Raw genomic sequence first — 14,017 nt, 5'->3', positions numbered from 1 at the left:
CTTAACCTGAGAGAAACTTGGGTGGTGGTTGCAAAACGCACCGCCCTTTTTTTCCCTTAAGGGCAAGGACAAAACGTAATTTCGGGGAGCACATCATGTCGACACGGGCCTCGACCCTTACCGGGCGCATCATGTCCGCACCGTCGATCATCGTCCTGTTCTTGTGGATGGCCGTCCCGCTGGGCATGACGATTTACTTCTCCTTCCTGCGCTACAACCTGTTGTCGCCAGGCATGGAAGAGTGGATCGGGACACTTAACTACGAATTCTTCCTGACAGATCCGGCGTTCTTCGCGTCCCTTGCCAACACCCTGTTGCTGGTCGGATCGGTTCTGGTCATCACCGTGGTGGGTGGCATTCTGCTGGGCCTGATGCTGGATCAGCCAATCTTTGGCCGTGGCATCCTGCGCTTGCTGGTGATCGCACCGTTCTTCATCATGCCGACCGTGAACGCGCTGGTCTGGAAGAACCTTTTGATGGATCCGGTGTCAGGCATGTTTGCCTGGATCGCCAGCCTGTTTGGCCTGCCCGCGATCGACTGGTTTACCAATGCACCACTCACCTCAATCATCATCATGGTGTCCTGGCAATGGTTGCCCTTTGCTGTGCTCATCCTTCTGACCGCCCTTCAGTCGCTTGACCGCGATCAGAAAGAAGCCGCCCAGATGGATGGTGCCGGGCCGATCTCGATCTTCTTCTATATCACCCTGCCGCACCTCAGTCGTGCGATCACGGTGGTTGTCCTGATCGAGACCATCTTCCTGCTGACCGTCTTTGCCGAAATCTTTGTCACCACCGGTGGTGGCCCGGGTCTGGCAACGACCAACATCGCCTTCCTCGTCTATACGCAGGCGCTGTTGCAGTTCGATGTCGGTGGTGCGTCTGCCGGCGGCATTGTTGCGGTCATTCTGGCCAATATCGTGGCGATCTTCCTGATCCGCCTTATCGGCAAGAACCTGGACAAATAGGGACCACGACATGGAAAACAAACAGACACCCCTTGGCTATGTCAGCTTCTCTGTCTTTGCATGGATCGTGGGTCTTCTGATCTTCTTCCCGATCTTCTGGATGGTGCTGACCAGCTTCAAAACCGAACTCGAAGCCGTTTCCATTCCGCCCAGCTTCATCTCGTTTGACTGGACGCTGGAAAACTATGTCGAAGTTCAGGAACGCTCGAACTATTTCAAGTTCGCCATGAACTCGGTCATCCTGGCTGTCGGATCCACCCTTGTCGGTCTGGTCTTTGCCGTGACCTGCGCATGGGCAATGGCGTTTAATCCGACCAAGCGAACCAAGGATGCGCTTCTTTGGATGCTTTCGACCAAGATGATGCCGCCGGTCGGCGTTCTGGTCCCGATCTATCTGCTGTTCCGCGATTGGGGACTGCTTGATACCCGCTTTGGTCTGATCATGGTTCTGTTCTTGATGAACCTGCCGATCATGGTCTGGATGCTCTACACCTATTTCAAGGAAATCCCGACCGACATTCTCGAAGCGGCCCGCATGGATGGCGCGACCCTGCCCAAGGAAATCATCTTTGTGCTGTTGCCCATGGCGGTTCCGGGCATTGCATCGACCATGCTGCTCAATGTGATCCTGGCATGGAACGAAGCCTTCTGGACGCTCAACCTGACAACGTCTGATGCAGCCCCGCTGACAGCTTTCATCGCCTCCTATTCAAGCCCCGAGGGCCTGTTCTGGGCGAAGCTTTCAGCCGCATCGACGCTCGCGGTTGCCCCAATTCTCGTGATTGGCTGGTTCTCTCAGAAACAGCTGGTTCGTGGTCTGACATTCGGCGCGGTCAAGTAACCGCAGCCTGATCGAAATCTGGAAGAAGGAACACCAAAATGGGTGCTATCCGACTGGAGAAAGTCAAGAAAACCTTCGGCACACTGGACGTCATTCCCGGTGTCGATCTTGATATCAATGATGGCGAGTTCGTTGTCTTTGTTGGCCCGTCGGGCTGTGGCAAATCAACGCTTCTGCGTCTGATTGCCGGACTTGAAGACGTCACCGATGGCAAAATCCTGATCAATGGCACGGATGTCGCAAACGAGGCCCCGGCCAAACGCGGCCTGTCCATGGTCTTTCAGTCCTATGCGCTCTATCCGCATATGACGGTCTATAACAACATTGCTTTCGGCCTGAAAATGGCCGGCGAAAGCAAGGAAGTTATCGAAGAGAAAGTCCAGTCTGCGGCCAAGATCCTGAACCTGACCGACTATCTCGAACGCCGCCCAAGCGCGCTTTCGGGTGGTCAGCGTCAGCGTGTCGCCATCGGTCGTGCGATTGTCCGCAACCCGGCCGCCTTCCTGTTTGACGAACCGCTTTCCAACCTTGATGCGGCGCTTCGTGTGAACATGCGGCTTGAAATCACCGGTCTGCATCAGGAACTCAAAACCACCATGATCTATGTGACCCACGATCAGGTCGAAGCCATGACCATGGCCGACAAGATCGTGGTTCTTCAGGCCGGCCGCGTCGAGCAGGTCGGCAAACCGATGGAACTCTACAACAACCCGGCAAACAAGTTTGTCGCGGGCTTCATCGGATCACCGAAAATGAACTTCCTGGGCGGGGAGCTTGCACAAAAACACAATTGCCACGAAATCGGCATTCGCCCGGAACATGTCGCTGTCAGCACGGAAAACGGGGAAATCCCCGCAACGGTCAAAATCGCCGAACACCTTGGTGCAGAAACCTATCTGCATGTCGAGGCCGACGGTTATGGCCCGATGACAGTCCGTGCCACCGGTGAAGTTCCGCTGGGCGAACATGACAAAATTTTCCTGACCCCGGAACAGGATCGCCTCCATCGCTTTGACGCCCACGGGCTGGCGCTGGGCAAGTCCTGATACGTGCATGAACCGGATCGCAATGTCCCACACGCATTACGGTCCCGTCTTACCAACCAAGATAATTGTGAGTCCAAAATGTACCTGAAAAAGTTCGATCTTACCGGCCGTCGGGCCTATGTCACCGGTGGCGGTCGCGCCATCGGCCTGTCCTGCTGCGAAGCTCTTGCCGAAGCAGGCGCCCATGTCATCATCGGCGATATCAGTGATGGCGTTGCCGAAGAAGGCCGCGATTACCTGAAATCCAAAGGTTACTCCGCTGACATCGACATCATGGATGTCACCAACACCGATCAGGTCCGCGACAGCGCGGAAAAAATGGCCAAGCAGGGCGGCGTTGATATCCTTGTCAACAATGCCGGCATCGCACGTTCCGAAACGCCGGCCGAAACCGTGACTGATGAACACTGGCTCAATGTCATTGATGTCAACCTGAACGGCACCTTCTGGTGCTGCCGTGAATTCGGCAAGCAGATGCTGGCCAAAGAAAACGGCGTCATCGTCAATGTCGGTTCCATGTCGGGCTTCATCGTCAACAAGCCGCAAGAACAGGCTTATTACAACGCATCCAAGGCCGCGGTGCATCACCTGACCAAATCGCTTGCGGCTGAATGGGGCGCACGTGGTGTTCGCGTCAATGCGGTTGCACCGACCTATATCGCGACCCCGCTTAATGAGTTCGTGAAATCCAAGCCGGAAATGTATGACGCCTGGATCAATGGCACCCCGATGGCCCGCCTGGGCCTGACCGAAGAAATCGGTTCGGTTGTCCTGTTCCTTGCATCTGACGCTTCCAGCCTGATGACAGGGTCCATCGTTCTGGCAGATGGGGGTTACACCTGCTGGTAAGGCCAGGTGCGACAATAATGACCACAATGTCCTGAAGCTTTTGTGGTCAGCCAGGATGACGGATAGACGGGGCGCGGATGTGGGACCTGCGCCCCGTTTACCTTATCGCCACACTGGATAGGGTCAGCACCCATTAATTTGATTTGAATGGCAGACGTTAAATTTGCGAAATCCAAGGAAAAGTCCGCCGAGCGGGTTGGTATCCCGCGCAAGGATTTTGACGCAGGAGTTTGCAAGTTTAACGCCTGTCCTACGGATTAAACGGATTTGCACGGGCTACTTTGTCGCAAAACCTTGAAAGATGCATATCTTCCTGCGGCTTTGCTCCGCGTATCCACACAAATCTGTTTAACCATTTAAACCAAATTAATGGGTGCTGACCCTATATACTTCGAAAAGTCATTGGCGGGCATGACCTCGACCCCGTCCAGTCCCAAAAAGACCGAAAGCCGCATCAGGTTCTCCATCAACGGCCCGGCCACATTCGCGGCCTTGGCATGGTTTTCCAGATGCGCACTTTGCACCCGAAGCACCCCGGCCTGCCTGTCCGATTTCAAATCCACCCGCGCAACAAATTCGCCATTTAACATGAATGGCAAAACGTAATAGCCGTATTCGCGTTTCTCGGCCGGAACATAAATCTCGATCCGATAGGCAAAACCGAATATCCGCTCCACCCGGTCACGTTCCCACATCACCGGATCAAACGGCACCATCAGACAGGTCGGCTTGGCCCGCGATCTCGGATTGACGTTCGGGCACAGATAGCCCGGCTGTTTCCAGCCTTCGACATCGGCCCGCAACAACCGCCCTTCTTCGACAAGGCGGGCTAGACAGGCCTTGGTCTCGTCGGTTGGCAGGCGGAAATATTTGCGCAGATCAATCTCGGCGGCGACCCCCATGGCGGCAATCCCCTGACAGATCAGATCGCACATCGCGTCCTGCCGATCCCGGTCGGGTTCGTGGGCCGCATCGCCGATGATGCGATGGGGCAGATCATATTCGCGTTCAAAACTGCTGCGCCGTTTGCGCGCCATGACCTGACCGCTCCAGAACAGATATTCCATCGCGGTCTTGGTGTTTGACCAGCCCCACCATTTCTCGCTGCTACGTTCCTCGGTTTCGAGTGAACTGGCGGCAACCGCCCCTTCGCGGTCGATATGGCGCAGGATATTGTCAATCAGATCAGGCTGTTCACGCTGAACCCGTGCGATATTGCCCCAGGTTCCCAAGCCCTGCTCGGCATCGCGCATCCGCCAGCGATACAGGGGGTAATCCTCAACCGGGATCATTGATGCTTCATGGCCCCAATACTCAAACAGCTTCCTCTGCCGGGCATTCCCCCAGACCATTTCATCAAGCAGCTTCGGATCATAAACGCCCAGCCGCGAAAAGACCGGCATGTAATGCGCACGCGTCAGAACATTGACACTATCGACCTGCAGCATGTTGGTAGCCCGGATGGTCTTCAAAATCCGGCGCTTGGTCACATCCCGATCCGGATTGGCCTCAAACCCCTGCCCGACAAGGGCCAGGTTTCGAGCCTGCTTGGCGGAAATCGAAACGACGGGCGATGGCATGGCGGCACTGTCAATTGGCATCGGAACACATGTAATTTCTTAAATGGAAACAGGGTGATACTAACACAGTCTCCTGACAATTCTGGCAGGATGATTTCAGCACGCTAACGGTTGATGCGCTTGACCGAATCCCGCGACGCTCATAGGCTTCAGATAACATTGCAGCAATGACACCCCAACAAACAGGACAGCCCGAATGACCACCCCGCAGATCATGATTCTGGCCGTACTGCTTGGCACGGTTGTGCTGTTTTTATGGGGCCGCTGGCGCCATGACATGGTCGCCATGGCATCCCTTCTGGTCTGTGTCATTCTGGGGTTGGTTCCAACCGAGGACGCCTTTGTCGGATTTGGCCATCCGGCCGTCATCACCGTCGCCTGCATCCTGATCCTGTCCTCTGCCCTGCAACGATCCGGTGCGGTCGATACATTGTCTCGGACCGTCCTGCCGCAATCGGCCGGCCCGTTTGTTACCATGGCCGCCCTTAGTCTTCTGGCTGCTGTCCTGTCCGCCTTCATGAACAATGTCGGCGCATTGGCCCTTTTGATGCCGATTGCCCTTCAGATCGCCAACAAACAGGATCTGCCACCGGGCAAAATCCTGATGCCGCTGGCTTTTGGCTCGATCCTGGGCGGGATGACGACCCTGATCGGCACACCACCCAACCTGATTGTCTCGGGCTTCCGGGCCGAGGCCACCGGATCAGGCTTTTCGATGTTTGATTTCAGCCCGGTCGGCATTGCCATTGCGCTGGCGGGGCTCGCCTTTGTCATTCTGTTTGGCCGCTTTCTGGTACCCAATCGCGAACGCGCCGGGGCCGAGGGATTTGAAACCGGCTCCTATTTGACCGAGGCCCGCATTACCGAGGGCAGCAAGGCCATCGGCATGTTGCTGCGTGATATCAACAACGAACTTGAAAAGTCCGATGCCCAGATCATCGGCCTGATCCGCAATGAAACCCGCATCCCGGCCCCAAGCCCGTTTCGCGAACTCCATCAGGACGACATCCTTCTGATCGAAGCCGACCCCGAAGGTCTTTCAAGCGCGCTTGGCAGTCTCGAACTCACCCTTGAAGCCGAATGGCGCGACGCGCGCGCCAAGGAAGCCGCCAAGGAGGCTGAAAAACAAAAGGCGCCAGAGGATACAGAAGCGGGAGAAGAGACCGAGGCCTCAGACGACGCAGAAGAAACGGCAAAGACCAAGGCACAACAGGCGGCAAAACCCGCCGAGAAAGAAATTGCTGCGCACAAAAACGACGCGCATGAAGATGCGACCGCGGACGATGAAACAGAGAACGAAGCCGAACCGCACAAAAAGCCCGTCCAGTCCGACGACATTTCCCTGATCGAGGTCGCGGTTCTGCCAAACGCCGCCTTCATCGGTCGGTCTGCTGCCGATATCCGCATTCGCAGCCGCTATGGCGTCAACCTGCTAGCCATTTCCCGTCAGGGCCACCGCTCCATGAGCCGCCTGCGCACCATGAAAATGCGCGCCGGGGACGTGCTGTTGATGCAGGGCACACCGGCTGCCATTCATGAATTTGGCAACCGTCTCGGCTGTGTGCCGCTGGCCGAACGCTCGCTGAACCTTGGCGACAAGACCCAGGCGCTCAAGGCGACCGGCATCATGGCGATTGCCATCGCCCTTGCCGCCTTTGGCATCCTGCCCGCCGCCATTGCCTTCGCGCTGGGTGTGTTGGCAACCTTGCTCACGGGTGTCGTGTCACCGCGCACGCTTTATGATGCGGTCGACTGGCCGGTGGTGGTCCTGCTCGCCGCCCTGATCCCGGTTGCCAATGCCATGGAAAGTACCGGCAGTGCCGATCTGATCGCACGCTTCCTGCTGGAATCCGTCGCCCAGGGCAATGCGGTAATCGCCGTTGGCCTGATCCTGGTGGTCACCATGACCCTGTCTGATTTCATGAACAACGCCGCCACTGCGGCCGTGATGTGTCCGATTGCCATTGGCAGTGCCGCGCGACTGGACGCCAGCTCCGACCCGTTCCTGATGGCGGTGGCCATCGGTGCATCCTGCGCCTTCCTCACCCCCATCGGCCATCAGAACAACACCCTGATCCTCGGCCCCGGCGGCTTCCGCTTCAGCGACTACTGGCGCCTCGGCCTGCCGATTGAGATCATCGTGGTTGCGGTTGGGGTGCCGACACTTCTATGGGTTTGGCCGCTCTAGTTTGTCGCCTTCGCTCTCAGCAACGACCCATGAAACGAACTTTTCGGCAAACGGATCATCACGCCCGCCCAACATCAGGGCTCTGATCGCAAAATAGCCGTATCCATTGCGATAACTACGCTCAAAAGGCTCGATAAGGATGCCGGTTCGAAGGGCCTCGGTGACCAGGGGCCTCCCCACCAGCGCAATACCCTGCCCGGCAATTGCCGCCTGAACGACAGCGTTATAATCATTAAACCGGGCTCCTCCGCTGAGCGGTAAGGCTGGCCCGCCGACAAGGCTCACCCAGCGTTGCCAACTGAGCTGAATTTGCGCCGTTTGCGTCCAGTCGAAATGAAGCAAAGGAAACTCGGCAATCGATGCGATATCAAGCGGACGCATCTTGTCGGGGATCAATGAAGGACTGCAAACAGCGATGGTTTCATCTTCAAAAAATCTGATCGCACTCAAATCATCTTCGACATCTTTTGTGTACCGCAACGCGACATCCGCATGACCTTGCACCACATCCGCAAAGCGTGTCGTTGAGTCCAAAAGAATATCAATCTCGGGATTTTCCGCCTGAAAACGGCCAAGCCGACCCACAAGCCACGCCTGAGCAAAAGACGGATCGACCGAGATCCTTAATTGCCGCCGTCCATCATATTCACGAATTTTGCGCACCCCGGCGCTGAGGTTTTTAAAGGCGACATGAAGCTCGGCCAAACCGGCCTCGGCTGCTCGTGTAATGGCCACGTTGCGACCATCGCGAATGACAAGGTCCTGCCCAATCACATCTTCCAGACCGCGCACCAACTGATGAACGGCTGCAGGACTAACGCCCAACTCCTCTGCGGCGAGTTGAAAGCTCCCATGTCTTGCCACGGTCTCCAATGCGCGGATGGATTTAAGAGACGGCAACCACCCAGAGGTTCTAGACTTTAGTTTTTCTGAATTCATCTCACATTTCAAATGATTGGATTTCACCAATATTGTTCGGGAATATTGGATCACAACCTCCACATTCAAACAACCACAACTTAATTGAACTTAAACGTGAAACCTAAGCATCTTCTTCTGGCGACCCTGATGTCGATCATCTTCGGCATGGGCTGGGTTCTGGCCAAGGCCGCACTCGACCACTTCCCGCCCATCCTCTTGGCAGCATTTCGCTTTGGTGTCGCAGCCATCGTGTTGATCTGGTTTGTCAAACCGCCATTCGGCCAGATGCGCAATATCATGCTCATCTCCGCTCTGGCCATCACGGTCCCCTATGCCATGATTTATGTCGGCCTGAAGGACCTTGATGCGTCGACGACCATTCTTCTGGTCCAACTTGAAGCACCGGTTTTGATTATGCTGGGCGCCTTCATGCTTGGTGAAATGCCCGGATATAAAAAAGCCGTCGGCACCATGATCGCTTTTGCGGGCATCGTTTTGATCGCTGGTGATCCGCAGATTAGAACCAACATCGTCGCTGTTGCATGGGTATTGGGCAGCATACTGACATGGGCTGTCGGACAGATAAAAATCCGCAAACTTGGTGAAACCGGCGGATTGCGCAATCTGGCATGGATTTCGGCTTTTGCTTTTCCTCAACTGCTCTTGATTTCAGCACTTCTCGAAAGCGATCAGATCGACTTGATGGTAAATGCGACGCCAGCCGTCTGGATGACGGTGATCTACCTTGGCACGGCCATGACCGTCGGTGGTGTCGGCATCTGGTATCACCTGATCGGGAAATATCCGGTGGCGTTTGTCAGTCCGTTTTTGCTGCTGGTGCCTGTCACGACAATCCTCGGCGGGGTCTTATGGCTCGATGAAAACCTGACCCGGATGTCGCTGATAGGCGGTGCCATCGTCATTGCAGGTGTTGCGCTTGTTATTGTCGAACGTCCCACTGCCCGGAAACGCTTCACTGCGGGCAAGACCGCCAAATAGGGTCGGCAAAAACAAAAAGGGCAGCCAATGGCTGCCCTTTAGCAATTTCGATATGGTGTTGCAGCTTAGCTGTCAAACCCAAGGTTCGGCACTTCAAGGCCGTTGGCACGGCAGGCCGAAATCAGGGTGTTGTTGAGCAGGCAGGCAATGGTCATTGGGCCGACACCGCCCGGGACCGGGGTGATGGCACCGGCAACTTTGGATGCGGTTTCGAACTCGACATCACCGACCAGTTTGGTCTTGCCGTTTTCGCCATCAATGCGGTTGATGCCAACATCAATCACGGTGGCACCCGGCGCAATCCAGTCACCCTTGATCATGTTCGGGCGACCAACGGCGGCAACGACGATATCGGCACGGCGGACTTCATCAGGCAGGTCGCGGGTACGCGAATGCGCGATGGTGACCGTGCAGCTTTCCTTGAGCAGCAACTGCGCCATCGGCTTGCCAACAATGTTTGAACGCCCGACCACGACGGCACGTTTACCCGACAGATCACCAAGCGTATCTTTCAGCAACATCAGACAGCCATACGGTGTGCAAGGGGCAAAGCCCTCCCCACCTGTCGCCAGGGCGCCGGCATTGACAACGTGGAAGCCGTCCACATCCTTGGCCGGGTCGATGGCGGCCAGAATGGCCTGCTCGTTGATGTGCTTGGGCACTGGAAGCTGGCAGAGAATGCCATGCACGTTTTCATCGGCATTGAGCTTGGCGATCAGGGCCAGCAGATCGGCCTCGCTGGTTTCCGCCGGGAGCTTGTGCTCATAGGAATTCATGCCGCATTCAAGGGTCTGCTTGCCCTTGTTGCGTACATAGACCTGACTGGCCGGGTCTTCGCCGACCAGAATGACGGCCAGACCCGGTGTTACGCCATGTTCGGATTTAAGCTTTGATACTTCGGCCGTGATGTCGGTGCGCAGGTTGGCTGCGAATGCCTTGCCGTCGATGATTTTCGCGTCACTCATATGTCTGTCCGCCCCGTGAGTTGGGATATTTTCGCCATCAGCTCTTCGGGATTTCCGTCGATCAGCAGCGTTTTGGTGCGATCAGTTTGCCCGGAAACAATCCTGACCGACGATTTAGGACATTTGGCCGCTTTTGCCAAAAGTTTTATCAGCGCCTGATTGGCCTTGCCGTTTTCCGGCACGGCCGTCACCGACACCAGAGGGTCTGGATCCCTTAATTTGGTTGTAATGGTCACTCAGATTTGTGCAGATACGCGAAGCAAAACCGCCGGACGATATACATCTTTCAAGGTTTTGCGACAAAGTAGCTGTGCAAATCTGATTGATCCGAAGGACAGTCGTTACATTTGCGCGCTCCGGCGTCAAACCCCTTGTCCGGGAGACCTCCCCCGCACTGCGGGCTTTTCCTTGGAGATCACAAATGTAACGACTGCCATTTCAATCAAATCAAGGGATCCAGACCCTCAGCTGCTGCTGCCCGTTGGCATCGACCATGACATCACCAATCGCGTTGCGCGATGCCTTTGGCGTCAACCGAACGAACAGTCGAACCCCTGATGGCTCGGACCGTAACACGGGCGCGTGATCAGACATTGTCTAAATGAGACAATTTAATAGGTGAAATGAGACATTAGGGGCCGGACCTAATACCCTACAAGCGCCATCCGGACATCGGTCTGGATCAGCATGTTGGCAAATTGCAGGATCAGGATCAGGATAATCGGCGAGATATCAATACCGCCAAGATCGGGCATGATCCGCCGGATCGGGCGCAATGCCGGTTCGGTGACACGATAGAGGAAATCACCGACCATATAGACGAACCGGTTGTTGGTATTGATCACGTTGAACGCCACAAGCCATGACAGGATTGCAGATGCAATCAGCATGAAAATGTAGATACCCACCACAGTGTCAATCAGCCAGAAAATCGCCAGCATCGCCGCTCCTTACAATCGCCGGGCACATGGACGTTTTGGGCCCGGAAAGATGTTTGCACGCAGCAAAACCTAGTCGGCAATGGCCGCCAACGCAAGCACACAGCGTTGATTTTGGTGCAATTCGCCCGAAGTTTTCATCGCTTTGTGATCATGCTCACCAAAGGCGCGAAAAACACAGGGCGTTAACGCCCTGCCAGAAACTGTCAGGAGATGTCAGCCCCGCCCCGATTACGCCTTGTATGCAGGCCCGCTTCAACGCCAGAATACGGGCAGCAAAGGAGGAATAATCATGCAAGATACGGATCAACCACGCTGTGGCTGGGCCCTGACCCATGCCGATAAACCGTTTTATGTTGATTATCACGACAGCGAATGGGGTGTTCCGGTGCATGATGACCGGCATTTCTTTGAAATGCTGATCCTTGAAGGCGCGCAAGCCGGCTTGAGCTGGCTGACCATTCTGGCAAGGCGGGATACCTATCGCGCGGCTTATGACAATTTCGATGTCAATAAGGTCGCCGCCTATGATGATGCCAAAAAAGAAGCCCTTCTGGCCGACCCGGGGATTATTCGAAATAAATTAAAAGTCGCGGCGTCTATTCAAAATGCGCAAACATTCCTCAACATCCAGAAAGAGTTCGGAAGCTTCGATTCCTACATCTGGTCATTTGTAGGAGGAATACCGGTAATCAATCACTGGAAAAGCATGTCAGACGTACCGGTCTCGACCGAACTGAGTGACCGCGTCTCCAAGGATCTGAAAAAACGCGGCATGAAATTTGTCGGCACCACGATCATCTATTCCTTCCTGCAGGCCACAGGCATCGTGATGGACCACACAACGGATTGTTATCGCTACGCCGAGCTTTCCTAGTTCGGAGCCTGAGTAGACCCACGCAACAGCAGGCTGGTTGCAAGCGTGATAGTCTTGCCCGGTTCTTCGGACAGGGCCATTTCGGCCGCCAACCGGCCCTTTTCGACAGAATCCTGATGCATGGTGGTGAGTGGCGGGTCGGTGCGTTCGCCAGCTTGAATGCCGTCAATGCCAATGACCTTGAGGTCGCCGGGCACCTTGCGGCCGATGGCGCGTGCGGCATCAATGGCGCCGATGGCGATCACATCGGACATGGCAAGAATACCGTTGATGTCGGGATGGTCTGCGAGAAGCGCGGTCGTCATTTTGGCGCTGTGACCCGACTGGTTGTCGCATTCGATATGGACAACATCACTTGCGGCAATTCCGGCAACCTCAAGGGCGTCGTGGTAGCCCGCCAAACGTTCGCGCACCACCCGGTGGCTAGCAGCCCCCAGACGGTTGGAGCTCATCGGGCCAAAATGATCATGTTCGGTTGCCTGCAGCGACAGGATTGCGAATTTCGAAGCACCGCAATCAAGCAGGTGCTGCGCCGCATTTTTGGCGGCTGAAAAGTCATCAAGCACCACCGTGCCCGCCGCACCGGCAATGTCGGTATCAATACTGATCAGCGGCTGATTACGGCGCTGGATGGCTTTGATGATGTCGTTATTATCGGAATAGCAATGCACCAGAAAAGCATCGACGGCGGCATTGTTGACCGCCGTAATCGCCTGTTCGGGGTTTTCCGCCGAGATAATCATGACATTGACCCCATGGCGCGCGCATTCGCGTCCAATCCCGCGCAGCAATTCAATCGCCACCGGATCGCTAAAGGCATATTCAAGATTGTCGGGGAAGACGACGCCGAGTGCCCCGGCCTTGCCGGTGCGCAGCATGCGCGCCATGACATGCGGGCCGCGATAACCAAGTTCACTCGCGGCTTCAAAAATGCGTTCGCGGACTTCCGGGCGAACCAGATCGGGCTTGCCAAAGGCGTTGGAGGCCGTACCCTGCGAAACCCCGGCCGCCTTGGCGACATCGAGAAGTTTTACGCGTTTTGCCATGCCTGCCTGATCCCTAAAACCGTCATTACCCGTTTGAATTGGCGACACTATAGCCAGAAGCAGGGCCATACGGCCAGAACACATTCATTCCAAACCCAACCAAGGCCCTATCGGTTTTCCGGACGGGTATTGCGGAAGGTCAGGTTGATGCGCGGGCCGACTTGGCGCGCCGTTTTGGGCAATTGATGCAGCCAGCAATGCTGTGTCGCGCCCGACATGATCAGTGCCGAGTTATGGGGCAGATCAACACTGATGCGATCGCCGGTTTGCTTGTGGCGGAAATGGAACCGCCGTTCCTGCCCGAAGGTCAGGCTGGCAATGACCGGACTTTCGCCCAAAACTTCTTCGTCATCGGCATGCCACGAAACACTGTCGCGCCCATCGCGATACTGGTTGAGCAAGACGGTGTTGAAGTCAGCGCCAGCCAAATCTTCGGCCAGGGTGCGCAACGGGGCAACGATCGAGGGAAACGGGCTTGCCGGGTGATAGACGCCGCTATAGCGATAGGCGACCTCTCCATACCAGGCGGTCAGGCGCGGCACCGGGATTTCCTTGCCATGGATTTTGGCGGTTTCCTGTTGCCAGACGATGTTGCTTTGAAGCCTGGCAAAGGTCTTGTCGGCCTCATCATCAGCCATGATGTCACGCAGCAACAGCACTTCGCCGTCAAAGGGCAAAAGGTTGCGTGGTGGTTCATTGGCAAACAGATCGCCGGTCATGATATTCCCCGGAATTCAGATTGCCAAAGACCTAGGATGTTCCATGCTGAAACTCAAGCCACAGTTCGCTGATATATGCG

General features: G+C 55.8%; 14 protein-coding genes. 7 read left to right on the top strand and 7 right to left on the bottom strand.

Annotated elements, in window-relative coordinates; translation table 11 throughout:
- Positions 1-95: 95 nt before the first annotated feature.
- From ACXAF0_RS04535 to ACXAF0_RS04520, 4 genes are all read left to right on the top strand, one after another.
- Positions 96-968: a carbohydrate ABC transporter permease gene (locus ACXAF0_RS04535; protein WP_475344172.1), complete on the top strand. Its 873-nt coding sequence runs from the start codon at positions 96-98 to the stop codon at positions 966-968.
- A 10-nt stretch (positions 969-978) separates the two neighbouring features.
- Positions 979-1,809 carry a carbohydrate ABC transporter permease gene (locus ACXAF0_RS04530; protein ID WP_475344171.1) on the top strand — a complete coding sequence of 277 codons (831 nt, stop codon included), beginning with the start codon at positions 979-981 and terminating at the stop codon, positions 1,807-1,809.
- Positions 1,810-1,847: 38 nt separating this feature from the next.
- A complete protein-coding gene (locus tag ACXAF0_RS04525) occupies positions 1,848-2,855 on the top strand; it encodes an ABC transporter ATP-binding protein (RefSeq protein ID WP_475344169.1) in 1,008 nt (335 codons plus the stop codon).
- A 78-nt stretch (positions 2,856-2,933) separates the two neighbouring features.
- Positions 2,934-3,704: an SDR family NAD(P)-dependent oxidoreductase gene (locus ACXAF0_RS04520; RefSeq protein ID WP_475344168.1), complete on the top strand. Its 771-nt coding sequence runs from the start codon at positions 2,934-2,936 to the stop codon at positions 3,702-3,704.
- Between the two features lie 356 nt (positions 3,705-4,060).
- Here ACXAF0_RS04520 and ACXAF0_RS04515 read toward each other — a convergent pair whose 3' ends face one another.
- A complete protein-coding gene (locus ACXAF0_RS04515) occupies positions 4,061-5,305 on the bottom strand; it encodes a winged helix-turn-helix domain-containing protein (RefSeq protein WP_475344167.1) in 1,245 nt (414 codons plus the stop codon).
- A gap of 175 nt (positions 5,306-5,480) precedes the next feature.
- On the opposite strand from ACXAF0_RS04515, the gene ACXAF0_RS04510 reads away from it, so the two are divergent.
- Positions 5,481-7,472: an SLC13 family permease gene (locus ACXAF0_RS04510; protein ID WP_475344165.1), complete on the top strand. Its 1,992-nt coding sequence runs from the start codon at positions 5,481-5,483 to the stop codon at positions 7,470-7,472.
- On the opposite strand, the gene ACXAF0_RS04505 is transcribed toward ACXAF0_RS04510, so the two are convergent.
- On the bottom strand, positions 7,452-8,411 hold the full coding sequence (locus tag ACXAF0_RS04505) for a LysR substrate-binding domain-containing protein (protein ID WP_475344164.1): 960 nt from the start codon (positions 8,409-8,411) through the stop codon (positions 7,452-7,454). The two genes, ACXAF0_RS04510 and ACXAF0_RS04505, sit on opposite strands and share 21 nt — an antisense overlap.
- 96 nt (positions 8,412-8,507) lie before the next feature.
- Here ACXAF0_RS04505 and ACXAF0_RS04500 point away from each other — a divergent pair, with 96 nt between their 5' ends.
- Positions 8,508-9,392, top strand: coding sequence for a DMT family transporter (locus ACXAF0_RS04500; protein WP_475344163.1), 885 nt, complete (start codon positions 8,508-8,510; stop codon positions 9,390-9,392).
- Positions 9,393-9,457: 65 nt separating this feature from the next.
- On the opposite strand, the gene folD is transcribed toward ACXAF0_RS04500, so the two are convergent.
- The 3 genes from folD to ACXAF0_RS04485 form a co-directional block, all read right to left on the bottom strand.
- Complete coding sequence (gene folD, locus ACXAF0_RS04495) at positions 9,458-10,357, bottom strand: bifunctional methylenetetrahydrofolate dehydrogenase/methenyltetrahydrofolate cyclohydrolase FolD (RefSeq protein WP_475344162.1); 900 nt, start codon at positions 10,355-10,357, stop codon at positions 9,458-9,460.
- Complete coding sequence (locus ACXAF0_RS04490; protein WP_475344161.1) at positions 10,354-10,593, bottom strand: DUF167 family protein; 240 nt, start codon at positions 10,591-10,593, stop codon at positions 10,354-10,356. The genes folD and ACXAF0_RS04490 overlap by 4 nt, the downstream gene beginning before the upstream one ends.
- Positions 10,594-11,001: 408 nt before the next feature.
- On the bottom strand, positions 11,002-11,298 hold the full coding sequence (locus ACXAF0_RS04485) for a YggT family protein (protein ID WP_062955972.1): 297 nt from the start codon (positions 11,296-11,298) through the stop codon (positions 11,002-11,004).
- 289 nt (positions 11,299-11,587) lie between these two features.
- Between ACXAF0_RS04485 and ACXAF0_RS04480 the strand changes: the two genes are divergently transcribed.
- Entirely contained in the window at positions 11,588-12,172 is a 585-nt protein-coding gene (locus tag ACXAF0_RS04480) for a DNA-3-methyladenine glycosylase I (protein ID WP_475344160.1), read from the top strand.
- Here ACXAF0_RS04480 and ACXAF0_RS04475 read toward each other — a convergent pair.
- Both ACXAF0_RS04475 and ACXAF0_RS04470 read right to left on the bottom strand, forming a co-directional pair.
- Positions 12,169-13,218, bottom strand: coding sequence for a LacI family DNA-binding transcriptional regulator (locus ACXAF0_RS04475; protein ID WP_475344159.1), 1,050 nt, complete (start codon positions 13,216-13,218; stop codon positions 12,169-12,171). The two genes, ACXAF0_RS04480 and ACXAF0_RS04475, sit on opposite strands and share 4 nt — an antisense overlap.
- A 107-nt stretch (positions 13,219-13,325) precedes the next feature.
- The gene (locus ACXAF0_RS04470) at positions 13,326-13,937 is read right to left on the bottom strand and encodes an alpha-ketoglutarate-dependent dioxygenase AlkB family protein (protein ID WP_475344158.1); all 612 of its coding nucleotides are present in this window, start codon (positions 13,935-13,937) and stop codon (positions 13,326-13,328) included.
- Between the last annotated feature and the right edge of the window lie 80 nt (positions 13,938-14,017).

The organism is Thalassospira sp. ABD4_177 (assembly GCF_056160125.1).
Note: the sequence above shows the minus strand (reverse complement) of the source record. Positions and strands in the feature narration are given on the sequence as shown.

Bases quoted from the DNA above. Each gene is read 5' to 3' on its own strand.
- ACXAF0_RS04535 (WP_475344172.1), top strand. From the start codon at position 96: ATGTCGACACGGGCCTCGACCCTTACCGGGCGCATCATGTCCGCACCG.
- ACXAF0_RS04530 (WP_475344171.1), top strand. From the start codon at position 979: ATGGAAAACAAACAGACACCCCTTGGCTATGTCAGCTTCTCTGTCTTT.
- ACXAF0_RS04525 (WP_475344169.1), top strand. From the start codon at position 1,848: ATGGGTGCTATCCGACTGGAGAAAGTCAAGAAAACCTTCGGCACACTG.
- ACXAF0_RS04520 (WP_475344168.1), top strand. From the start codon at position 2,934: ATGTACCTGAAAAAGTTCGATCTTACCGGCCGTCGGGCCTATGTCACC.
- ACXAF0_RS04515 (WP_475344167.1), bottom strand. From the start codon at position 5,305: ATGCCAATTGACAGTGCCGCCATGCCATCGCCCGTCGTTTCGATTTCC.
- ACXAF0_RS04510 (WP_475344165.1), top strand. From the start codon at position 5,481: ATGACCACCCCGCAGATCATGATTCTGGCCGTACTGCTTGGCACGGTT.
- ACXAF0_RS04505 (WP_475344164.1), bottom strand. From the start codon at position 8,411: ATGAATTCAGAAAAACTAAAGTCTAGAACCTCTGGGTGGTTGCCGTCT.
- folD (WP_475344162.1), bottom strand. From the start codon at position 10,357: ATGAGTGACGCGAAAATCATCGACGGCAAGGCATTCGCAGCCAACCTG.
- ACXAF0_RS04485 (WP_062955972.1), bottom strand. From the start codon at position 11,298: ATGCTGGCGATTTTCTGGCTGATTGACACTGTGGTGGGTATCTACATT.
- ACXAF0_RS04480 (WP_475344160.1), top strand. From the start codon at position 11,588: ATGCAAGATACGGATCAACCACGCTGTGGCTGGGCCCTGACCCATGCC.
- ACXAF0_RS04475 (WP_475344159.1), bottom strand. From the start codon at position 13,218: ATGGCAAAACGCGTAAAACTTCTCGATGTCGCCAAGGCGGCCGGGGTT.
- ACXAF0_RS04470 (WP_475344158.1), bottom strand. From the start codon at position 13,937: ATGACCGGCGATCTGTTTGCCAATGAACCACCACGCAACCTTTTGCCC.